At 50.1% G+C, this 22574-nt stretch carries 18 protein-coding genes; 6 read left to right on the forward strand and 12 right to left on the reverse strand.

The window, feature by feature from the left end:
• Window positions 1-7 precede the first annotated feature (7 nt).
• From AC4IE7_RS13435 to AC4IE7_RS13480, 10 genes are all read right to left on the reverse strand, one after another.
• Window positions 8-1270 (reverse strand): metallophosphoesterase family protein, encoded by a 1263-nt coding sequence (locus tag AC4IE7_RS13435; protein ID WP_490777357.1) that lies wholly within the window; start codon window positions 1268-1270, stop codon window positions 8-10.
• 31 nt (window positions 1271-1301) lie between these two features.
• A complete protein-coding gene (locus tag AC4IE7_RS13440; RefSeq protein ID WP_490777358.1) occupies window positions 1302-3749 on the reverse strand; it encodes an AAA family ATPase in 2448 nt (815 codons plus the stop codon).
• Between the two features lie 76 nt (window positions 3750-3825).
• Window positions 3826-6771 carry a restriction endonuclease gene (locus AC4IE7_RS13445; protein ID WP_490777359.1) on the reverse strand — a complete coding sequence of 982 codons (2946 nt, stop codon included), beginning with the start codon at window positions 6769-6771 and terminating at the stop codon, window positions 3826-3828.
• The gene (locus AC4IE7_RS13450; RefSeq protein ID WP_490777360.1) at window positions 6772-7812 is read right to left on the reverse strand and encodes a virulence RhuM family protein; all 1041 of its coding nucleotides are present in this window, start codon (window positions 7810-7812) and stop codon (window positions 6772-6774) included.
• 1 nt (window position 7813) lies between these two features.
• Complete coding sequence (locus tag AC4IE7_RS13455) at window positions 7814-9766, reverse strand: site-specific DNA-methyltransferase (protein WP_490777361.1); 1953 nt, start codon at window positions 9764-9766, stop codon at window positions 7814-7816.
• Between the two features lie 43 nt (window positions 9767-9809).
• Window positions 9810-11924, reverse strand: a complete 2115-nt coding sequence (locus AC4IE7_RS13460) for a GmrSD restriction endonuclease domain-containing protein (protein ID WP_490777362.1) — start codon at window positions 11922-11924, stop codon at window positions 9810-9812.
• A gap of 49 nt (window positions 11925-11973) precedes the next feature.
• A complete protein-coding gene (locus AC4IE7_RS13465) occupies window positions 11974-13074 on the reverse strand; it encodes a helix-turn-helix domain-containing protein (protein WP_490777363.1) in 1101 nt (366 codons plus the stop codon).
• The gene (locus tag AC4IE7_RS13470; protein ID WP_490777364.1) at window positions 13067-13414 is read right to left on the reverse strand and encodes a type II toxin-antitoxin system RelE/ParE family toxin; all 348 of its coding nucleotides are present in this window, start codon (window positions 13412-13414) and stop codon (window positions 13067-13069) included. Before AC4IE7_RS13470 ends, AC4IE7_RS13465 begins: the two co-directional genes overlap by 8 nt.
• Before the next feature lie 189 nt (window positions 13415-13603).
• On the reverse strand, window positions 13604-16396 hold the full coding sequence (locus tag AC4IE7_RS13475; protein ID WP_490777365.1) for an SNF2-related protein: 2793 nt from the start codon (window positions 16394-16396) through the stop codon (window positions 13604-13606).
• 88 nt (window positions 16397-16484) lie between these two features.
• Entirely contained in the window at window positions 16485-17399 is a 915-nt protein-coding gene (locus AC4IE7_RS13480) for a WYL domain-containing protein (RefSeq protein WP_490777366.1), read from the reverse strand.
• A 410-nt stretch (window positions 17400-17809) separates the two neighbouring features.
• Here AC4IE7_RS13480 and AC4IE7_RS13485 point away from each other — a divergent pair, with 410 nt between their 5' ends.
• From AC4IE7_RS13485 to AC4IE7_RS13505, 5 genes are all read left to right on the forward strand, one after another.
• On the forward strand, window positions 17810-18073 hold the full coding sequence (locus AC4IE7_RS13485) for a hypothetical protein (protein WP_490777367.1): 264 nt from the start codon (window positions 17810-17812) through the stop codon (window positions 18071-18073).
• A gap of 10 nt (window positions 18074-18083) precedes the next feature.
• Complete coding sequence (locus AC4IE7_RS13490; protein WP_490777368.1) at window positions 18084-18326, forward strand: hypothetical protein; 243 nt, start codon at window positions 18084-18086, stop codon at window positions 18324-18326.
• Between the two features lie 19 nt (window positions 18327-18345).
• Complete coding sequence (locus tag AC4IE7_RS13495; protein WP_490777369.1) at window positions 18346-18714, forward strand: metal-dependent hydrolase; 369 nt, start codon at window positions 18346-18348, stop codon at window positions 18712-18714.
• Between the two features lie 113 nt (window positions 18715-18827).
• The gene (locus AC4IE7_RS13500; RefSeq protein ID WP_490777370.1) at window positions 18828-19178 is read left to right on the forward strand and encodes a helix-turn-helix domain-containing protein; all 351 of its coding nucleotides are present in this window, start codon (window positions 18828-18830) and stop codon (window positions 19176-19178) included.
• A gap of 187 nt (window positions 19179-19365) precedes the next feature.
• Window positions 19366-20097: a hypothetical protein gene (locus tag AC4IE7_RS13505; RefSeq protein ID WP_490777371.1), complete on the forward strand. Its 732-nt coding sequence runs from the start codon at window positions 19366-19368 to the stop codon at window positions 20095-20097.
• 237 nt (window positions 20098-20334) lie between these two features.
• On the opposite strand, the gene AC4IE7_RS13510 is transcribed toward AC4IE7_RS13505, so the two are convergent.
• A complete protein-coding gene (locus AC4IE7_RS13510; RefSeq protein WP_490777372.1) occupies window positions 20335-21228 on the reverse strand; it encodes a tyrosine recombinase in 894 nt (297 codons plus the stop codon).
• A gap of 159 nt (window positions 21229-21387) precedes the next feature.
• Here AC4IE7_RS13510 and AC4IE7_RS13515 point away from each other — a divergent pair, with 159 nt between their 5' ends.
• Window positions 21388-21813, forward strand: coding sequence for a DUF3653 domain-containing protein (locus tag AC4IE7_RS13515; RefSeq protein ID WP_490777373.1), 426 nt, complete (start codon window positions 21388-21390; stop codon window positions 21811-21813).
• Here AC4IE7_RS13515 and AC4IE7_RS13520 read toward each other — a convergent pair whose 3' ends face one another.
• On the reverse strand, window positions 21814-22548 hold the full coding sequence (locus AC4IE7_RS13520; protein WP_490777374.1) for a TraX family protein: 735 nt from the start codon (window positions 22546-22548) through the stop codon (window positions 21814-21816). It abuts the gene before it with no gap.
• Between the last annotated feature and the right edge of the window lie 26 nt (window positions 22549-22574).

Here is a 22574-nt window from a genome sequence, read left to right on the forward strand (position 1 = left end):
CCTGGCTTCACACTCCCTTCTCCGTGGACAACAAACGGCTGACTAGAAGCTCTTTGATATCCTCCAGTGTCTCTTTTAGCACCTCCGGATTGGTAGGGTCACAGGGTTCATCGCCACCCAGCAGTTCTGCGGGGAGTTTCTGACGAAGTGCTGATATCTCTTCGGCAAGTTCTTCCAATGCCGAGCCATCCAGTTCCATGTCGCGGATAGCACGCAGCAGGCCGCTTAGTGCATCGTCACGCTCAAGCACCTCATCAACAGAGACAGACGGCCTAGTCTTGATGGAAATCTTCTCCAGCCAAATACCTGCGCCACCTAGCCCCGTCGCCAGGGCACGGTACTCCTGGATCCAACGCTCACGGTCAGCATGCAAGGTCGAATGCACAGTGCAAGCCCCTTTCAATACCAGGCGCACGGCAACCGGCCTTCCTTCGGCGCTATCTAATGCGGACTGCAGCCCCTCGTGTACCTGTTCATAGATGTCATCAACTGACTCGCTGGCAGAAACGTCTAGTTCACAGAGAGACCAGCGCATCACATCAAGGTCACGGTGTTCAACCTCCTCGACCTCTCCGTTTTCGACAGTAACCAAGGTACAACCTTTAGGCCCTGATTCACGGATGTGTCGCCCCTGGATATTCCCCGGAAACACAATCCATGGGTCCTGACTTACCTCTTCACGGTTATGGACATGACCCAGAGCCCAGTACTGGTATCCTTTTGACCGTAGCCCATCAACAGTGCATGGGGCGTAGGGCTCATGACCTGGCTTGCCGTCAAGGCATGTGTGCAGCAGGCCGATATTAAAAAGCTGTGGGTCACCCTGAGGGTAGGCCTGAGACAAGTCGTCTGTTACAGCCCGTGTAGCGAAGCCCTGCCCATAAACCGCTACATTCAGATCTTCCAGAATAATCCGCTCCGGGTGCTTGGTTGAGAACCGCGTGACATTGTCCGGTAACCGTAGATGCTTGGTAATCTGACTGGCAGCATCATGGTTACCCACCACGATGAATACACGAATGCCTGCCTCGCGCAGCCTTCCCATCCGCTCTACAAAAAAGATGCCTGTGTTGTAATCTTTCCAATCGCCGTCATACAGATCTCCGACCACGAGTACGAACGCCACTTCCTCGTCAATCGCCAAATCGATCAGGTTATCGAAAGCACGTCGCGTGGCGCTACGGATTTCATCTACAGGGGCGCCCTCATAGCGTTCTAGGCCATGCAGGGAGCTGTCAAGGTGAATGTCTGCGGCGTGAAGAAATTTCATCAACTCACCTACTTGAGCAAATATCTGGTTCTCATTGCCCCTTCCCATCTTCCTCTGACGTTTCACTAGGAGTAGTCTCGCTCACTCCAACACTTTTAAGTAACGCAGAGTACTGATCCTTATCTTCTTTCAGTCTTTCAATGATTTGTCGCGCAGCGGTCTGCATCTCCGGCACTTCTACAGGCGTCGATCCACGCTCGAACACTCCGCTCAAATGTGAATATTCGTTATTGATTCTATCTGTTAAAACGGCAGGGATTTTTTCTTCACCGAAGAAAAGACATAGTGTCTCCTTGTTCATTCCTTGGTCTGGATACTTGTAGTAGAGGTAAATCTCGAAAAACTTCCTGGCATTGTTCGCGAAGTTATAAAACGTTGTATAGTTAGTGTCATCAACAGCATCAATTGCTGCGCATTGGTGTATCTGATGGAAGAGGTAGTTGAATTCGGTCACATATTTTTTAAGGTATTTCGGCATCACTCTGACCGTAGATGTCTTTCCCTCACGAGCGACAACGAAATAACCCTTTTGGTAGTTTTTCTGTTTCCCATCTACGTCAAAATACTGTCCATTCAACCGCTTCAAATATTTCAAAAAATCAAGATTGTGCGTTGAAACAAACAGCTGTTCATATTTTCCGCTAGCTACGATCTCCGCGTTTAACAGGCTATAAACAAAGAAGATATGATTCCCGTCGAGTGATGATATCGGATCGTCAATCCAGATTATCGGCTTAGAATCCTTGGTATCGATATCGTCGAGTTTTCCCAAAAAATAGCAGAATGCCAAAAGGCCACACTCGCCTTCGCTCAGGTGGTAAGCCTTCTTACCGTCCCGGATGACTTCAAACCGGATTCGCTTAGATTCCTCGCCTGGAACTTTGTCCTTCTTGGCCTCGAGTGAAAGAAACTGGTGCCCAAAGAAGTTGTTCAAATACTCATTGACTTTCTTTGCGCCCTTCTCCTCGTCGTTTAGTTCGCGTTTCTTGGCCGCGATCAGCCTCTCTTTCTGACTAATATCTCCTTCTAGGCGATTTTTTTCTTGCTCGGATTCATCATGATTGCTCTTTAGGCCTTCAATGAAAGAGAGCTTCTCTTGGTATCGTATTGTGACCAGGTAATCAGAAACCTCTTTTAATCGCAAAGCCGTCTTTGCTTTCACCTGCTCCTTGCCTAACGAGTTTGAGAAGTCATCCGATTCGCCCCGAATCTCTTCATACAAAGCCCAGGAAGCCACCAGACCATCAGCGGCATCATTTGGCCTCACAAACGATATTGGGCTAAGGATGTTATCTTTTCTGTCCTTGAGCTGAGAAGTCAGTGCATCCAGGGATTCTATGTACTTACCAACAGCGCCCTTTAGCGCGCCTTCTAACTCATTAAGTCTCTCGTGGAATTTTGAATAAAAACAGCTTTTGTCGATTGAAAGGGCGGACGATACTGTGTTTTTCTCCGCATCAATCCTGGCGATTACGCCTTCAATATCCTTCTCGAGCTTTTCCGACTCTTCATCAAAGTGTTTCTCTAGTTGCTTCCAGCGATCTTCGGTGATTGGGTTGCCGCAGAATGCGCAGTTGTCGCGTTTGTTTCTGTGGTGGGCTCGGCCTTCGCTGACCCAGCGATTTAGAACCGCATCTTTTACTAGCTCCTCAAGCTTATCTGATTCACTGATCTTTTTGGTTACGAGAACTTCGGCTTCATTTGCCAGTGTCGAAATATATAGACTAGGCGCACGGAAGGGAGAGATGGGCTGTAGTGTCTTTTCGGTGATTAGCTTTTCGTATTGGGCAACTTGCGCATCAGTTGGCGGCTGATAGCTTGTATCCTGGACTTTCCCAATATCGGTTTTAAGTTTCTGGATGTTGTAGTTTTGATCGCCAAAACGCTCTGGTTTGTACTTTATACCGATTTTTCTATCGGTCGCCTTGTCGGCTAATTGTTTTTCAAGGTCGTCGCTGGCTTTTTTGTGATCTTGTCTCGTTTTATCGAATACGGTGATCGCCTTTATTTTCTCAGCATACAAACCTGTCTGGACTCCTTCCTCTTTTGAGCCAAGTTCACTTTCGAGTGCTTCGATCTCCTTTTCAATTTTGTTGTTGTCATCGCCAAGAATAGCGAACGGCTCGACACTGTCATCCGGGTTGGTTATAAAGCGAAGATTGTCTCTTACAAAGTCTTCATTGAAAACTCGAATCTTTCTACCGTGTCCTGTAAGAGTGGCTTGATTTTCTTGCGTTCCATCGACAAAAGACAACACAAAAGACGGATTTTCGAACTTGTCAGATAACTCCCCGGTCTCCATCGCACGGAGAATACGCGACAACGTCGTTTTACCTGAATAGTTACGGCCATAAAGGATATTGATGTTTTTGAACTCAGAGACGTTGTTACTTTCATCTCTAACAGATGTGGCCCAGCGGAAGTCCTGAAAGACCGCCATGTTTTTTATTGAATCGATTCTCTTTATTTCACCACTCATATCCATTTCCTAATGGCTAGTTTATATTGCCAAAAGCCATATTCAGTTAGCATATCCATCACATAGATAGGCGGAACTAGCCATTCAGTGCTTCTTCCAACGTAGTAACCACCTCATAATCAACTCCAATCGCCTCAAAGTGTTTCTTGCCGCAGGCAATCTTGTCCTTCTCCTTGTCACGGAGATCAGCAAGATTTCGGGTGCTCTTGGTCTCGCGGATGAGGTAGAGCTTTTCCTCGTTCTCTGTGACGAGGGCCCAGTCTGGGTTGTAGGGACCGACGGGCGTATCGACTATGAATTGCGGAGGTAGCTTGCAGTAGAACTTGACCCGATCATCAAGATCACAAGCCTTGGCAAATTCCTTCTCGACGTCGGAATCAAATTCGACGTAGTTGAACAGAGTCTTGTCCTGGTTTTGCACCTCGTAGAGGTTGTTCAGGTAGCGGGTAATACCTCGCTCGGCCTCCTGCTCCATACGGTGCATCTCGTAGACCACGCCACCGATCTTTTCGTATTTGATGCCGTTGACCGTTACCCTGTGGAGCTCTCGCTGGATAATGTCGCTGACCTGGTTGATGAACACCTGGGGATTGAGCAGGAATTCGCCCAGACGCCTGGATTCCTTGAGAATCCGCACCAGGGTGTGTCGCGTCAGTTCGGTGCTGTTCTGCAGGTAGGCGAGGATGTCTGGCAGGACTGGGGAGGTGACTACGTCTCGTACTCCACCGGAGATCTGTTCACCCTCGATACCGGCCTTGCTCATGTTCTGGCGATAGAGGGCCGTGGTGATCCTGGGCTTGTGGATCCAGGGCATCTCTGCGATGGCCCTGGCGGTTTGCGCCACCAGCGTATCGGTATCAAAGGTTACCCGGTAGCGCGTCTTCTGGTTGATCTTGTCCCAGAGTGCCCTGAAAGTCGGATCGAGGGTGATGTTCTTGCGCAGTTCCAGGTTCTTGCGATCGCGGGCATTGACCACCCGGTTCTTGAAGACGTACTTGTTCAACTCATCGACGATCCGGGAGCGCATATGCACCCACTCGTCGGGCAGCGTCAATACGAAGTGCGGGTTCTTCGGGTCGAATTTGTCCTGCACCCTGCCCTCGGCATCCAGATAGCCGTTGCTTACCAGTGAGTCGTACAGGTCTTGGGAGACCTCCTGACCCAGCGGGGTATATTGAAGTTGCTCCGGGTCGGCAAGTTTGGCGAAGGCAGTGATATCGACCTTGCCGAAACCAATCCCGTAGTCCTCTTCGTACTCGGTTTGTAGCTGACGGGCAAAGTCGTCATAGGATTCGTTGGCGATGACGGTCAGCCGGTTGACGGTCGGATCGAACACCCGCTCGCCGTGTTCGTTGACCGGAAGGCGCAGGCCTCGACCAATCTCCTGGCGTTTGCGATCCTGGGACCGGGTCTCGTTGAGAGTGCAGATCTGGAAGACGTTGGGGTTATCCCAGCCTTCGCGTAGCGCGGTATGCGAGAAGATGAAGCGCAGCGGTTCGTCATTGGAAAGCAACTGCTCCTTGTTGCGCATGATCTTGGCAAAGGTATCTTCGTCATCTTTAGTCTTGCCGCTCGTATCCTTGAACGCGCCTTTCTTGTCCTGTGAGAAGTAACCGTCGTGCACATCTTCCGCTGAAAAGCTCAGCAAGCCTTTGTAGAGCGGCTTCTGCGTCAGTTCGTTGTAGGCCTCTTCGAACCACTGGCCGATCTTGCCCATACTGCTGGAACCGTCATCATGGTAGACCCGGTAGTTGGCCACCTTGTCGATAAAGAACAGCGACAGGACCTTGATGCCCTTGCCTCGTACGGCATGTTCCTTTTTCAGGTGTTGCTCGACGGTCTCATGCACCTGGGCACGCATCAGGTCATCACCCAGGCCGCCGATCTCGGCGCCCAGGCGAACCATCTGGCCATTGCTGAATTCAACGTGTTCCAAGCCAGGTTCGCAGGAGATGTTAGCCACCAGCCAGCCATGCTGGTACTCCTGACGCTCTTTCGACTTCAGGTATAGGTCGTCACCCTGCTTGACGGTAACCGTTTTCTTCTTCGGCCCGGCAGCATCATCCACATTAATCTGAAGTTTAGCCTTGATGCCCTTGCTGTTATCGACATTCTTCAAGGCGACAAAGGTGCTGTCGAAACCCTCTTCACCGACCAGGGCGGCGACCTCAATGCGTTTGACCAAGCGCAGGTCATAGGCGTCGATGGGGTTGAGCACATACAGCAGATTATAGGGGTTCTTGTGCGTAGCCGAGTAACGCAGCGTGCAGAGGGGATTGAGACTCTCCAGCGCCTGTGAGCGTTTGGTCTGCTCCTTGCGGGTATCGCCTTCGACCGACTGCGGCTCGTCGATAATCATGATCGGATAGGCAGCACGGATGAAATCGATCGGCCGCACACCTGAGAGACGATCGTTCTCCTGATTCATGATCGCTGTGGCCTTGTCGAAGGCCTGGATGTTGATCACCATCAGCTGAATCTTGTTCGAGGTGGCAAACTGCCGCACCTGCCCCAGCCGCTTCGGGTCATAGACAAAGCTGTCGTAAGGCACCTGGTCATAGAGCTCCTTGAAGTGCTCACGCGTCATTTCAAGGCTCTTCTGCACACCTTCACGGATAGCGATACTCGGCACCACCACGATAAACTTGGTGAAGCCGTAGCGCTTGTTCAGCTCGAACAGGGTGCGCAGATAAACGTAAGTCTTACCGGTACCCGTCTCCATTTCCACCGAGAAATGCATGCCAGCCAGTTCCGACTGTTTAGGGATGTTGTTCTCTTCCTGTATCTTTTGCAGGTTTTCCAGTAACAGCTCATCGGTGAGCACCAGGTGGTTAGCCACTGCGGCGATATTGGAAAATTCGTCATCGCTCAGGGAAAGCTGGCTACCGCCTTCCTGGGTTCCGATGGATACCGAGTAGGTCTCGTTGGCCAGCGGCTGTCCCTCGAACAAACCCACAACGGATTCAATGGCTCGTTGTTGATAGTCGAGGTTGCCGTCGAACTTGAATTTGAGCAACGACATCTACTTGTCCCTCTTTTTTTCAGATGTGCGCTGCAGTAACTGATGCTCCAGCTTTTCCAACAGCACGATATCTTCACCTTCGGCCTTAACCGCTTCATCATGCAAGCGTTGTTGATGAAACTTGTCGTACTCACGCTCTGCCAGTGATTTGGCCATTTCATGGGATACTTTGCCTGCGTTATCCAGAATATCCCGGTCATTCAATGTCAGAAAACCATTCAGTTTTTCGATCCAGTCGCCCATATGCATCGGAATACGCCGCATGGCCTGGCCTTCGGCAAACACCAGATACTGTTCCACCAGGTTATTCAGTGCGCTAAGCTCTTCCTCGTTCAGATAATTTTTTGCAATGGCCACATCCTGTTTGCGCACCTTATCGCCGCGCCAGTTGCTCAGGCCCATGTTGGGTTTGTCGCTATCGGCACGTTGTTGAATCAACTCGGCTGCGGTATGGCCGTGAATGGCCCAGTGCATCTTGTTTTGTACCGTCTTGAAAAAGTCGATGCTGATATCCTGGGTCGGGTCGTAATCCACGCTGGTGGCGTAGATATCGGTGATCTTGCGGTAGAAGCGCTTCTCCGAGGTACGGATATCCTGGATGCGACGCAGCAATTCATCGAAGTAATCGAACGGCTGATCGGGATTTTTCAGGCGCTCATCATCCATCGCAAAGCCCTTGACGATGTACTCCTTGAGTTGCCGGGTCGCCCACTGGCGAAAACGGGTGGCGGTATGGGATTTCACCCGATAACCCACTGAAATAATGGCATCCAGGTTGTAGTGCTTCAGATTGCGGCGTACCTGTCTCACCCCCTCCAGTCGAACTACCGAGAAATCCTCGGCAGTTGCCACCTCTTCCAACTCGTTGTCTTCAAAGATATTTTTCAGGTGCAAACTGATATTGTCCGCCGAAGTCTGAAACAATTCCGCCATCTGCGCCTGAGTCAACCAGACCGTCTCCCCCGACAGACGCACCTCCAGCCGGGTCTGACCGGATTCGGACTGGTAGATCAGCACTTGCCCGACGTCAGAATCCTTCATCTCAGACCACCTTAAAGACCATCTCGGTCTCGGCACCCTGAGAACGGGATTTGAAGGTCTGTACCGCGTTGGCCTTGAGCTGGTCGTTGCCTTTAAAGCCCTTGTCTAGGCAGATGAATTGCATGGGCTCAAGGTCAGCAACTGCATCGATCATTTCGCTTGTAAGTTCTTCTTCAAGACAGATCAGCAACGCGCCTTCGGCAATGGAGAAAACCTGCCTTCCTGCCAGATCGAGGGTCTCGATCTTTTCGGTGGGCACGAAGCCAGCCTTGATCAGCAGTTCGTAGAGGATATCTTCCTGGCTGGCTTCGGGGTCGATATGATCAGTGTGCAGCGCCAGTTGCTGGCTGAGATGATCTGCGCTCAATTCTTCGCTAGGAGCCTGCCATGGTTTGAAGTTGGACTGATCCAGCTTGAGGACTTTGAAACCGAGATCCAATTCATCCTTTCCATCCAAATCTAGTTGGCCTTCATGTTTATGACGTATTTTTTGGGAAGCCCTACGTATACGCTCCTTGCCAATTTCTGAGACAGTTTTATATCCTGCTTGGAAAGCATCAGTTTTCTCTCCACAAGGCTCAGGAAGCTGCACAACGATATAACTGTTATTGCTACCATTTTCTGTTATACGCTGATATAGCGCATCTGATGACGTACATGAGCCAGCAAAAAAATCCAATACCAGGTCATCTTCATCCAATGACAATTCAAAAAGATGCTTTATCAATCTCGTAGGTTTTGATGTAAATTTCACTTCTGGTATTAGCGCTCTGAACTCCTTAGAAGCCTCGTCTGTATGTCCAACATCTTGATGAAGCAATAGTGAACTAGGGGTTCGCCCTTGTTTTATTTCCGTTAAAAAGTTCTTCAGCGCCGGCGTTGAATTACTCCCATTAGCACCCCACCAAATTCTATTTTCATCTAAATTCTTTTCTGTAACTTCGCGTGACATAGCCCAAACACGAGTTTTATTTGGCCATATTTCCTCGCCAGTATTAGGATTAACAATGGGGTAATAAAGGTTTGGTCGCTCATCTGACGTATATCGGCATGTATAATCCATAGCCTTCCATAGCCCTCTTGGGTCATCATCTGGGTTTTTATATCGTGCCCGTTGCTCTTCAGTAAGCGGCAAAAGATTAGCTTTGAATTCAGGTGAGCGCCTATACATAACTATTGACTCATGCTCGTAGCCAACATCAGCCGTGTCAGGCGGGGGTGAATAACGCTTCTGCCATGCAAAAGTACACATAAAGTTTTCTTCGCCAAATATCTCATCGCACATTCGACGAAGGTTTTCTACTTCATTGTCATCAATGGAGATAAATATCACCCCGTCTTCCCGCATCAAATTACGGGCGAGGTAGAGCCGCGAATACATCATATTGAGCCACTTGGTATGAAAACGCCCTTCAGCAGCCGTATTGGTCGAGAATTTCTTACCCTCGTCATCCACCAACCCGGCATAGGCCAGATAGGTTTCCAATGACTCGCTGTATTTATCGGGATAGATAAACTCCTTTCCCGTGTTATACGGCGGATCGATATAGATCATCTTCACCTTACCGTAGTAACTCTTCTGCAGGAGCTTGAGCACTTCAAGGTTATCGCCTTCAATGAACAGATTCTGGGTGGTATCGAAATCCACCGACTCCTCGCGGCAGGGCTTGAGCGTGGCGCGGGAGGGTTCCTGGATCAGCTTCATGCAGTCACGCTTGCCCGGCCATTCCATGCCGTAGCGTTCGCGTCGGCCTTCGTACACATCGCTGAAGGTACCGAGTTCGGCCTTGAGGCGCTCGAAATCGATGGTCTCTACCGGCTGCCCGTCCGGGCCAGTGGTCTCGGTGAACACACCGGGTAACAGCAGCTCGAGTTCACGGCGCCTTTGTTCTGCAATATCGAGTGATGTGCCATCCATCTTTTCCTGGTCGGCCGGTTTCACGCTATCAGTCATAGTGAGTTATCCACTTTTGTTTTCTCTTTTGGCAATCGACAGACTACTCATCTGTGCCATTACCCATCTGTTTTTCAAAGGATTGTCGTACCAGGCCCAGCACATAGGGCAGTTCGTCGAGAGTCGACAGTCCCACCTCCACGTCGCCATTGCCCCAGCGCCCCAGACCAGTGACGTCTTTGCACAGGCCTTTGGGGTCGTCGATATCGGGGAATGGCATATTCAGTGAAAGACGCAGGCGTTTGGCCTGGGGCACGACATCCACAAAATTAGTTTCTGCCTTGTAGGCCACGTAGAGTTTTAGAAACTCCTCTGACACGACCGGATCAAGCGCCAACACCTGTTTACGGAATGCATCAAACAGGTCACGCATTGAACCTGAAGCCAGGTGTGGATGGTCCTCAATGGTGTAGCTGGCCGACGTGATCGCCGGTGACGGCTTGTAGGCAGCCAGTAGTTCTGCATCCAGCGCTGGGGCCTGCCATACTGAAACTGCCTGGGCCGCAAGGTAGGCGGCCCGTCCCTCAATGGAGTCCTTATTCCAGCTTCCTTCCGCCCCCAGGTTCTTGTTCAGGCGCAATGGACTCTGGGCAAAGCCGCCTTCCATATTGCACTTCTCGGCAAAGCTGCGGTTAGAGTATTCCGAGTTATAACCGGTCAGGGTCAGGTTACCGAGCGTATGCCGGTAGGTCTCCCAGACGTTTTCCCAGTCTTCACCGAGTTCCTCTCGCCACACGGCGGGTACTTTTTCAGGATCGTTATCACACTGGGGCAGTATGTGTTCTATCGTATATTCATCGACTGGCACGCGCTCTTTGCGCCCGTGATTTTCCAGCCTTCGTAACCAGTAACTCCGGCTACGGAAGTTATAGAGATCTTTGATCTTGAGTTCACGTTTGAATTCATCGTCCTTCGGAAAACGGCGATAGGACGGCAGTAACAGAAAGGCGGCTTCCAGGCTTTCCAGATAGCGATCCTTCTTTAGCGTCTTGCCGATATTGGCGAACGTCTTATTCATGGAATTGGTCGGTATGGCACAGACCGCACGACGGAAGACGTAACTTTCTATTGCGCGTACCGCCTTAAGGAAGTCTTCTCTGGAAAGAATCTGGCTTTGATAGTCGTGATACAGCTCGAGCAGCAATGGATAGGCGACATCGACCTTGAGTTCCCGCAGGTCATGAAAGGCACGATTGAGCCCCGAATCCTCTTCAGTGCCCAGTGCCATGGCACAGAAGTGTCCGGCATAGGCATGCAACTCCGCAACCAGGGATTCCACACCCGCATTGGAGACGCTGGATGACCGTGCATGTTTTTTGAACGCGTCATAGACCTCGCCCATTTTGGGAATCTCGCCAGTCCTGACCGTCAGGTAATGCCGCATAAAGCCGTCGAAGTGAGTCGTGTAGGCTTCCTGTCCAAAGGCCAGCTCCATCGGTCGCCAATAACTTTCGTAGAGCTGGGTCTGTAGCTCGGGCTCCAGGCCCATGAGTATGAAATTGCGAATCAGGTCGGCCTGGCTGAGTTCTCGGCCCGTGGAGTTCATACTCTCGAAAATGAGTTGTGGGTTATCCTGATCGCGATCGAGCGATATATCGACAACCATCAACTTGGCGATGCCCTTACAGACGGTTTCCAGATTCTCTTTCTGTTCAGCTAACAATTCCTGGAAAAGCTTCAGGTTCTCCGTGATGCGGATTGAATGTTCCTTTGGCTGCGGTGCATCCTTGAGGATCGAAATCAGAGAGGCCTTGTCTGTTTGGGAAAGGATCAGCTTGAAGTGCCGCCCTCCCTCCTCTTCTGGATTCAGCAAATAGTAATTGCGCAGTTTCCGGGGAGAAAAACCTTCTATCGGCTCTCCTTCGCCGATCGCAGACGCCAATGCAGCGATCAACAGACTGACTGTTGTAAGACGTTGCTGACCATCGATAACCAACAACGGTGACTGGGCTGATATTGAATAAAGACCCTTTTCCACATACACGACCGAACCAATGAAATGGGCCGAGATATCATCGCTCTGCCCTGCGCGAAGGATATCATCCCAAAGTTGCCGCACTTCCTTTTCCGTCCAGGAATAGGTGCGCTGATAGATAGGAATCACAAACTGTGGTGATTTCTTCAGAAAATCGAGTAGCTTTGCCTCAGTTGCTTTCATTCGTTATTGCTCATCCATTTCATTTCAGGACTGTTCCCACTATTGGCCACTACTCGTGACTCCATTGATACCTGACCTTCAAATCGTTGCAATGCGTCGGCGGCAGCAGTCTTTTGTGTTGCAATTGCCCAACCACAATCCCGGGAGCAATACCCACTTCCTGTGCAAATTGGCAGATAGCCGCTTTACTGAACGGCGCTTGTGTAGCGAAATTGTTGAAGGCCTTTCTCGGTAGCAGCTCCTGCTCGGCGAAGAGATTGGCTTGTTCTTCCTTCTCACCATCCATACCGTTCGTACCTTCAATAAACAGCTCCTTCTTGCCGTGTAAGAGGATATGCCCGGCTTCATGGAAGAAAGTGAACCAGAGATGATCGTTGGTTTTGTAGCGCAGGCTGAGCTGGATAATGGCCTTGTCGGAACTAACCCAGCGAGTTGCTCCGCTGACGCCGGTCTTGGGCAGACATGGAATAAACACTACGGCGACGCCGGCCTGGGCACAACGCTGCTGCAAGGCGGGAACAAAATGCGCGGGATCGGTTTCGGCCGTGAGGGCGCGGATATCATCCAGCGCCTGCCGAAATGCGGGTTTGTCATATGGCTGGCACGCGATGTTTGTGGCTTCCAGTTCACCCTGGCGCAGCCAGGCGGAAACCGCCTCCGGGAAGATTTCGTGCTTGTTGTGCTGACGGTAGGCGACGGCCACGTTGGGCCAGATATCATCCCACTGTTCCACGCTGGCAATACCGAAGAAGCGCAGCACTTCATCGAGCTGCTGCTTTTTGTCCTTATGCTTTTTTAGCCATCCCATTTTTACCATAGCATTGACGGGTATACGTTTGAGCCAGCCGAGGTCTTTTTCCAGCTGAACCTCTTCCGCCAACCGCGCGCGGGTCTCCTGGTAGTGGGCCTCCAGATTGAGCCAGTACTCGACTGGCATACCCAGGGCACGCTCCAGCTTGATGGCGGTTTCAGGCGTGATAATGACCGTGCCCTTGCCCTTGAGGATGGCAATGATGTGCTTTTCGCTTAAGCCCGTGCGCTTGGCCAGTTCGGTTCGACTCATGTTACGCAGTTCGAGCTCGTAGCCCAGCACCTCGCCGGGAGTGACTGTATAGTCAGGCGTGTAGTGGTTGATAGCTGCGTTATCCATGGGTGTCCTCAATGCCTAATATCTTGATGGCTGTAATACGGTGCCAATCCAGCCCACCTTCCGGCCGCACCGGTAGCGGGTTGTGTAACGGCTGGACGATCAGACGGTACGGGCCGTCCAGATCCAGGCTGAGCGTGCCTTTGCGCTTGCCCGTCAGTTCGTGGCACCGGTGTGGTGGACTGTAGGGCGGTGCAAATACACCCAGGTTTGGGGCTGCCCGTAATGCCGTCATCACCACCTTGATTCGCTTTGCGCGCTGCTGCCCGAAGGCCTTGAGCATCGTCTTTTCTTCGTTAAATTGCTTTTGCAGCTTCTTGCTGGCAAAATCGATATCAATCAATTTTTACTTACCTATTAGGTTAATACATTTTTGTCTATATATCCATTACTATTTTGCCAAATCTGGCGCCACCGCCGGCATGGTTGTCGTCAGCTGAGTTCCGGCCTGGATTCTCGTAACATATTGTTCTCCTTGATCTAGTTCGCGGACTCCTGGCGCCCCACTGCCCCACAGCACTCCCTGTCTCACTCAATTGACCCTGAATCTGATGGTGAACAGTTCTTCTTCGGTAACCTCTTGCCCGAGCCGCGTCTCCACCTGATCCAGTATCCTGTCCTTCTGGATTTCAATCTCTTTGGCGGCAGCGTCGTAGGCTCGCCACGCTTCATCCCGTTTTTGCTCGAGTGGACGCATCTTCTTCTGGAGAGCAAGCTTGTCAGGCAAATTACCTGTCTGCCGAATTTCCTTTTTCAGTGTCTTGATCTGGTCATCCAGCTCTCTCAAATCCGCCTTGAGACCGGCGCGCTTGTCCTCCGCCCAGTTGTCGAGCTTGTCCATTTCGTCGTCGAACCATGCGGCCTGGCGCGCGGCAAGCTCATCCAGGATGATCTTGCGTTCGTTTTCAACGATTCGCTTTACAGAAGCAGGCGCGGCCAGATCTGCCTGACTATTCATCTTCGATGGCAGTTCAAAAAGCCGAATGGCAGCCTTGTGTTTTAATCGCTCGCCGTCGTCGGTGATGGCGGCAATAATGATATGGTCCTGGTCGTCAGCGCCTCTGACAGAGAGCTTTTGTACAGTCATTGTGCCGGACTTACCTACATACGGCTCCACGCTCACCGCTTTCAGAGGCCATGCTGAATAGTCAAAGATCAATTCTGCGCCGTTGAGTTTGCGTGAGCCTGCAATGCCGAGAACATGCTGGGCGAGCGCGTGACCGATGCGGTACCGGTGACCATCAAGGCTGGTTTTGGACAGGTGATAGCCGCCGATTGGCACAGTGACGCCATCCGGTTGTGTGTTAAGGGTAAAGGTCAGGTAGGCGTCATCGAACGTCGCATGCTCAGACAGTTCATGACGCGTCATCGACCAGAGCATGCGTTCATAGCGATCGAGATACTCTTTACTTTTGCTAAGATTCACTTTGAGACGGTCATGCACTTCCGCGTCGAAATTCTCCAACAGCTTTTGCCGTGTATCCTCCATGGAAGCGTTGATCTGACTATCCATTTCCGTTTGCAAGCGTTCGAATTCTTCTTCGATCTCCTCGGTGGTTCGACAGTTCTGGTAGATGGCGACAATACGTTTCTCGAACTCGACACCGGACTCAACGGCTCCCAGTACTTCGTCACTGGCCCCGAACACACCGGAAAAGAGCTGGAACTTCTCTGCCAGCAGTTCATATACACGCTGATCGGCTGCGTTATTCTTGTTGAGGAAGTTAACCACTACCACATCGTATTTCTGGCCGTACCGGTGGCAACGGCCAATGCGCTGTTCTATACGCTGTGGATTCCAGGGTAAATCGTAGTTGACCACCATGGAACAGAATTGCAGGTTGATACCTTCCGCTGCGGCTTCGGTGGCGATCATGATAGATGCCTTCTCACGGAAGTAATCCACCAAAGCAGCACGTATATCTGCGGTGCGTGAGCCGGTTATTTTGTCGCTGCCTTTGTTGACCTCACGCCAGGTGTTGTAGATCTCTTTTGATTGTGGGTCGTTATTGGATCCGTTGAACAGTACGAGCTTGTCGTCGTAGCCATTCTCTGAGAGCAAGCGCACCAGGTAGTCCTGTGTGCGGCGGGACTCGGTAAAGATGATGGTCTTTTCCGGACCGCCAAGCTCTGCAGCTTTAGCAAAACCGACGTTCAAAGCGCCAAGCAAGGTCTGCCCCTTGGCGTTTTCGGTAATGGTAACGGCGAGGTCACGGAAGGTGCGTAGATCATCGATCTCGAACTTGATCGCTTCTATGTCAGTTTCCGTAAGCAGTTCACGTTCGGCATCCTCATCGGACCACTCATCTGCAACCTCGTCGAATTCTTCGTAGTCTTCAGCGATCTCTTCTTCGAGACGCGACTTCAGATCTTTGTCTTCCTTAAGCTGCCGTTCGAGCTTTCGCGCCAACGAATCCAGAGCGCCGGCGATAGCAAAGGTGGACGATGCCAGCAGCTTGCGCATGATAAGCGTCATGAGTGTACGCTGGCCGGACGGCAGGGCTTGCAGGCTGGGACGACGCAGATAATCGGATACCATGTCGTAGAGTGCCTGTTCGTCATCGGTTGGGACGAATTCCTGCGTAACGGGTATGCGGTTGGTATAGCGGATGTATTCGAGCACTTGCCGACGCAGTGTGCGCTGGCATACCGGCGCAAGGCGACCTTTTAGTTCGTTGAATAGAGATTCACCGGTAAGACGAGCGTACTGAGTTCGAAAACTCTTGGCATCCCCAAAGGTGTAATCGTCAATGATGCTAACGAGTCCATAAAGCTCCATCAGGGAGTTTTGCAGCGGTGTGGCAGTCAACAGCACCTTGGGGGTGTTGGCGAGCGCCCCCTTGAGCGCTTTGCCAATTTTGTTGTCCGGCCGGTAGACATTACGAAGCCGATGAGCTTCATCAATCACCGCCAAATCCCATGGCGTGACCATGAGCTCCTCAGCATGGCGAGCGGCGAACTGGAAGGAGCAGATCACCAGCACTTTTTGCTCGAAAGGATGTCGTTTGCCATCCTTGATCATCTTGTTGTAGTTCCTGGCTTCCAGGATCATCGTAGGCAGGAAGAATTTTTCCTCGATCTCCTGTGACCATTGTTTGCGGAGGTTAGCAGGCGTGATAATCAGGATGCGTCGCTTCCGTTCGGTCCATTTTTGCGCCAACACAAGACCGGCCTCAATGGTTTTACCCAAACCAACTTCGTCCGCGAGAATCGCCCCTTTTGACAGAGGCGATTTGAAGGCAAACAGAGCAGCTTCGACCTGATGTGGGTTCAAATCAACTTGAGCATCGAACAACGTACCCGCCAGCTTTTCGGCATCCGCCACGGAATACCGCTTACTCAATTCATGAGCGAAAATCTTGGCATGGTAATCAGTAATCATTGTTGTCTAGCACTTCCCTGATACTTACTCGTTATTGTTTACCGGAGGCTGTTTCAGTCATGTAGCCTGGCGCCAGCACCAGATTCTGAACGCCGTATAGTGCCTGCCTGTTTCGAAGCCAGAGGTGATACTCTGCCCCTTTCTGGCTGTTGTTTCCCGTCCCCCTTAGGCTATGATCTTCCGTGCAGTCTACGTTCCACCGTCTCAACACATAGCCCGCAACGGCAGCTCGTACGTTGACCTTCAGTACACCATCCTGCATGGCATAATCCATTTCGATGGTTTCCGGGTGCAGCAACTTCGGGTGAGCCACCAACTCCATCTCTACGATGCGATTCCACTGGATATCCGCCTCGCGTGTTTCATGCTCTTGTGGTTCGCTGTCGGTAATGACTGGATCCGTGATACGAGTTATCACAAAATCTATGAAGGCTTCCCGCTTTCGGTCATATGCGCGCACATGCCAGCGCAGGCCATTATCGACCAGAACAAATGGAACAATTTCACGAGTGCTCAGGCCGGAATCAATTGAACGATACTGAATGCGGACCACCCTCTTGCGATGAATAGCCCGAGTGAGAACGGCAAGGACAGGTAATATAGGTTTGTTCAGTTCGGCCGGCGTCGCGCATGGAATCATCGCCTTGTGACTACCGACGAAATCCTCGCCGAAGCCATGCGAAAGCGCGGCCAGAACCTGTGCGGGCGAGTAATCAAACAGAGGTTTGAACGCCTCGGACTTAAGATACGACCTGACTTGTGTGTCGTACTCGAGATTTTTCGGCGCCAGCTCTCTATATAGGGTTATGTCTCTTGTGGCCGCCGCCTCCCCAATGCCAAACCGGGACACAAGGTCGCTTCGACCGATTCCCCCCAGGAAATACGCCCTGAAATCTATATGGGATAACCGTTCTTTTTGTACCTGGCTTATTTCTGAAAGAAGCACCGTAAATCATCTCCCAAGCTCCAAATAGTGAAGTATTCTGCCCTAATATGACGACTTGTAGTACTCTTTTTTCATGCTACGATCATTAATACCACTTGACATCATCATTTTGATGATAGTAGCATGCTAGCTAGAGACCTGCTCTGCCTGCTCTTTCATTTTGCAATGGAGTTCAGCTATGGCCACCAACCCTCCGAAAGGCGATGGACACCGAAATGGCGCCGTCAGGCAGCGCTCACAGACTAGGACCCCAGCTGGCAACTGGGTTAAGCGCGATACCGCAACCGGTCAGTTTATGGATGTGAAAACGTCTGATAAGTCCCCGTTCAAGGGCGTAAAGAAAGAAAAGTAGTGGTTTGCTCCCAGTGGTTCCGGGGGCCTGCCAGATTATCGAAAACGGAGACTACCTGATGATTAAACTCCAAGGTGCAGTAATCAAAGAACAAGGCGTGACTTTTGCGATCACGGTTGTGAAAAAACATATTTTGAGGTCGCAGATGCAATGCCAGCAGGCAGTTCAATCCGTCCAGCCACTGTTTCCGGGCATGCCAATTGTGCTGATGGGGCAAGACTCTCGCGGAACTCCAACCTACTGGGGGCGGAATGACATCGTGAATTTCTTGAGGAAGGTCCATCCGAGTCGCATCCCCTGGCAAGAATATACGTTCAGTTGAGGGCACTTATATGATTGACATTTCTTTTGAAATAAACGGCAGGAAGGTGTCTCCACGAAATATCGGTGATGCACTCGAGTCAAGCATGCTTCAATCAGTGCAAGACTCGATTACCAAAGCGGTTGGATCCACACGTTGCCCTGAACATGGTCAGAAACCCAAAATCAACGTCAAAGGCCGTAATCTCGATTCACTGAAATTCGAGGTTTCGGGATGCTGTGACAGCCTGATTGAGGCTGTAAAGAAAAATTAAAATAATTGAAGGAGAAGCAATGAATGGTCCCACCCACCAGTTAGCAGGCGCAGTCGCAGCATTCGTTATAACTCAAAATGACGCGTCAGAAAAATCTGGCGCACTACATCATCCTGCTGCCGCCATTCCCATTGGTGCGCTCTTAGGGAAACTTCCAGATATGATCGAACCCGCCCTTGGTAACCCTAACCATCGACAGTTCTTCCATAGCATCGTGGTGCTTGTTTTATTGGCTACTGGAATGCATAAGATCTACCATTGGGAACCGCAGGATGATTTCGACAAAGTTCTAAGGGGCATCCTGTTGGTTGGCGGCGCCGCATATCTCAGTCATTTGGCGCTGGACGCGCTAACCAGTCGTTCACTGCCTCTAGTAGGTCGTCTCTGATAGCGGCGTAGATCAAGGCCCCGTTTTCATAAGCTACCCCACATTAGCAATTAATTAGACCGACATCACACAGAAAGCTTGCCTTGGAATCAGATGTATACTATATACTACACATGACATTTGGAGAGCACATCCGTGAACATCGCGAGGCCCTGAAGTCACAGGATCGGCGATTTTCCGTCCGGCAGGTCGCTCAGCGAATTGGTGTGGAGCCCGCCTACCTCAGCAAGATAGAGCGCGGGGATGTGGCGCCGCCGTCCGAGGCAAAAATCCGGGCATTGGCCGAGGAACTCGGCGAAGACCCGGATGTGCTGCTGGCTATGGCCGGGAAGGTATCGTCGGATTTGCAGGAGATCATTCGTAAGCGCCCGCAACTGTTCGCGGATCTGATCCGCCAGCTCGAATCCGCACCGGATCACGCTCTGTTACGTATTGCCCGGGATGTCCGTGATGGCGACTGGTAACACCTGAATAGTGACTCAGGGGAGAAAAGACAATGATCGAACTAATGATCAACCAACTGACCTTCCTGTTTCCGGAGGTCCACCAAAAAGCGACGTGCAGCATCGACTTCCAGCGCACCCTGCGAATCCCGGATGACAACCGGGAATACCCTCTCCCCCCGGCCTGGGTCGTTTCCCGGTGGAGCACGTGGATGACTTCGCAGACAATTTGCCTGATACCTGGCGGACACACGGTGGCGTCTTCATACCCATGTATCAGTCAGAGGCACTGTGGATCAATTTCTCCGGTGACTACCCCTGCGCCTTCAAGATCGCCGCCGGCAAGATCAATGCCGTATCCGGGGAACCCTGGAGCAATGGGCTTTCGGCCGGTCCGCAGGACTATGCGGTGATTCCGGAACAGTCCTGGCTGGATGGATTCAATGTCTCGGAAGATTTCATTCGACAGTTTGTTGTCATGCCCCTGGGTGAAGGCTTCACAGCCGAGGAGCAGATTACCGGTACGGCTGAACATGGCGGACTCCAGATTATTGTCTACCCGATGAAGCATGATTATTACGTCGAACATTTCGAGCGCACCGTGGAAGCAGACATGGACTACCTTGATATGCCGATGTTCAGTCGTTTGGTCTGCGAATCGGCTGCCCCGGATATGGGTCTGGCACCAGGCGGCTTGATGCGGCAGGAGATTTATGAGGACGAATACGGTATTGACGCATGGGATCAGGACAACGGTTTCCGGTGCTTCATCCATCTGACCAACAGTGAGCAATACCAGATGATTACCGGGCATCAACCACCACATAAACCTACGACTGCCAAGGATTATACAGAAGCCAGCCTGCCCTGGTTTGACTATTATGATGACAGCAAAGCACTTGCCGGTTCGGACACATTAAGCAAGCTGACCCGCTTCTGAAAAAAGAGCTAGTGGGTTAATGGTGAATCTAGTATGGATCAATCATCCAAGAGGCATTATTACAGAGCACATCTGCTGAAAGATCTATTCAGTGAATGGAAGTTGACATGTAGCTGGGGTTGCCTCGATCGCCATCATGGCCATGTACAATCTGAAATCGTAAAAAAGAAAGTATTGGCCTGAGTATATTAAATGGTATCTCTAAGATAAGAAATTATCGAAGCTAAATTAGAACGATCACCTTTTCAACTTAGCGCGAGGATGAGACTCCCTGTATACATCCTCGATCGCTTTAATATCCAGGTGCGTATAAATTTGGGTTGTGTTGATGTTTTCATGGCCCAGCAATTCCTGTATACCCCTCAGGTCGCACCGAGACTCTAATAAATGAGTTGCAAAACTGTGACGGAGCAAGTGAGGGTAAACGTGCTTATGTAACACCTCATCTGATAAATCACTTAATGATTTTCTAACAACAGATCGTGATATGCGCTTTCCTCTTGCACCGACAAACAGAGCAATTTCATTTTCATTCGCAAGTAGCGATCGAACGGACATCCATAATTCGATAGCTTTTGCCGCAATGCTCCCAAAAGGCACGTATCGGTCTTTTAATCCTTTTCCTGTGACAATAAGAACCCTCTCATCAAAATCGATATCTACCAGGGAGAGCTGTACGAGTTCTTGGAGCCTGATCCCAGACGAGTAGAGTAATTCTAAAATTGCATGATCACGAATATCGGTAGGTGATCGATGATCAAAATCCGCATCGAGTAGTTTTTTAATCTCTTCCTGACTCAATGTATAGGGTAGCTTTCTGGGCTGTCTTTTGAGACGAACCAACTTACCAGGATTCGTCTGTACAACCCCTTCTGCCATCAAGTACTTAAAGAATGATCGAATACAAGAGAGCTCTCGCTGCAAAGTAGCAATGGACATACCATCACGACTGCGAAACCCTATATATTTAGTTATTTGTATATCACTAACCTCAGACCATTGAGCAATACTTCGCCAACGGATCCAACCAGTAAAAGAAGCCAGATCTCGTTTATAAGAAGCTATTGTGTTCGGCGGAAGCCTACGCTCCACCATTAGGTGAGAAAAGTAATAATCAACCCACTCATACACCAAAAATCCCTTTTATACACAAAAAGTGCTTGTCGATAACAATGACTCCATGTCATATAATGTTAAGTGACTAATCATGAACCACCAGAAGTTCTAAGCTTAAACATTAAATCAAAATACTGTGTGTCATTGCAAATGACCAAATAGAGGATATTAGATATGAGTAATATCAGCCCAGATGCAGAGGGCATGGATTTTTTAAACCCTAATCCAACGAAGGATATGCTACGGACAGCAAGACATTTAGCTGGTATTAATTATGGAGAAGCCGCTGAACTCTGCGGTATCGAGGAAAGTTACTACAGAAAAATGGAACGGGGTACAATAGATGTAAAGGTGTCTGTTTACAGACTCATACTCTGCCGTGCCGGATATCTCATCCATAATGGATGGGAAGGCTGGAAGATCCGAAAAGGAAAAATATGGAGTCCAGTAGGATCAGGCCATACACCTGGCGACATCATGTCCATCTATTGGTTGGATCAATCGGTTCGCTCATTAAGAGCAGAGCTCTATCAGAAGACCGGACAACTTTATGACCAGGATTACTACCACGGGTATGAATTCCGTGAGCATGAAGCTTAATTAATTCTGAATCAATAATTGAACAGCAAGTAGTAGCCCAAGGTGTAATGGGTAAAGCACATAGAAGATGTGGCGAAATCGTGGGATTTTTATTCGTATTTTAGATAAAACCAATATGATGGGTATTGACACAATCGCCCACAGATTGCCGTTAAATAAACAAATCAATCCCAGAGCAGGTATGCCAACACCCAGGAAGAAATACCAGTTCCTATATCGAAAGTAGGTCCAGACAGATACCCCAAATAAGAGACCAGGCCAGAAATACTCCACAAAGATGCCACCAGCAAGTAGAAACAGGATGGCTAGCGTATAATCCCGAGTTGTTCCACCTTCCCATAATTGACAGAATAGCGTTACAACAAGCAACGTAAACAAGATATTGAGCGGAAATGTCTCAGATAGACCAGCATTTTGTCTCAGGAGATAAATGATTGGAATAGAAATGAGTCCGTAGACGAACAATCGACAAGCCACTCTCCAATAACTCTGATGATTATCAATAGCCGATTGAGCTAAATTATAGACAAGAACCATCATAAAAATAGGCATAGCCAATCTACCTATCTCATACAGAAATGGCATTTGTCGATTGAAGAGAAACACGTCAATGTGATCAGCAATCATTGCCAAAAAGGCAAACCACTTTAAAAACTCCAATGAACCACTCGAAATAGATATCGATGGTAGATCAACAAATAATGAAGCGTTTTGAGCGTTGGTAGTAGATAACATATTGACCTTATTAATCAATGATGAAG

The organism is Candidatus Thiodiazotropha sp. AKAK3 (assembly GCF_058244645.1).

Coding starts and splice junctions, on each gene's coding strand:
- AC4IE7_RS13495 (WP_490777369.1), top strand. CDS start 18,346: ATGAATGGTCCCACCCACCAGTTAGCAGGCGCAGTCGCAGCATTCGTT.
- AC4IE7_RS13455 (WP_490777361.1), bottom strand. CDS start 9,766: ATGACTGATAGCGTGAAACCGGCCGACCAGGAAAAGATGGATGGCACA.
- AC4IE7_RS13440 (WP_490777358.1), bottom strand. CDS start 3,749: ATGAGTGGTGAAATAAAGAGAATCGATTCAATAAAAAACATGGCGGTC.
- AC4IE7_RS13490 (WP_490777368.1), top strand. CDS start 18,084: ATGATTGACATTTCTTTTGAAATAAACGGCAGGAAGGTGTCTCCACGA.
- AC4IE7_RS13520 (WP_490777374.1), bottom strand. CDS start 22,548: ATGTTATCTACTACCAACGCTCAAAACGCTTCATTATTTGTTGATCTA.
- AC4IE7_RS13460 (WP_490777362.1), bottom strand. CDS start 11,924: ATGAAAGCAACTGAGGCAAAGCTACTCGATTTTCTGAAGAAATCACCA.
- AC4IE7_RS13515 (WP_490777373.1), top strand. CDS start 21,388: ATGAGTAATATCAGCCCAGATGCAGAGGGCATGGATTTTTTAAACCCT.
- AC4IE7_RS13485 (WP_490777367.1), top strand. CDS start 17,810: ATGATTAAACTCCAAGGTGCAGTAATCAAAGAACAAGGCGTGACTTTT.
- AC4IE7_RS13465 (WP_490777363.1), bottom strand. CDS start 13,074: ATGGATAACGCAGCTATCAACCACTACACGCCTGACTATACAGTCACT.
- AC4IE7_RS13435 (WP_490777357.1), bottom strand. CDS start 1,270: ATGAAATTTCTTCACGCCGCAGACATTCACCTTGACAGCTCCCTGCAT.
- AC4IE7_RS13445 (WP_490777359.1), bottom strand. CDS start 6,771: ATGTCGTTGCTCAAATTCAAGTTCGACGGCAACCTCGACTATCAACAA.
- AC4IE7_RS13500 (WP_490777370.1), top strand. CDS start 18,828: ATGACATTTGGAGAGCACATCCGTGAACATCGCGAGGCCCTGAAGTCA.
- AC4IE7_RS13450 (WP_490777360.1), bottom strand. CDS start 7,812: ATGAAGGATTCTGACGTCGGGCAAGTGCTGATCTACCAGTCCGAATCC.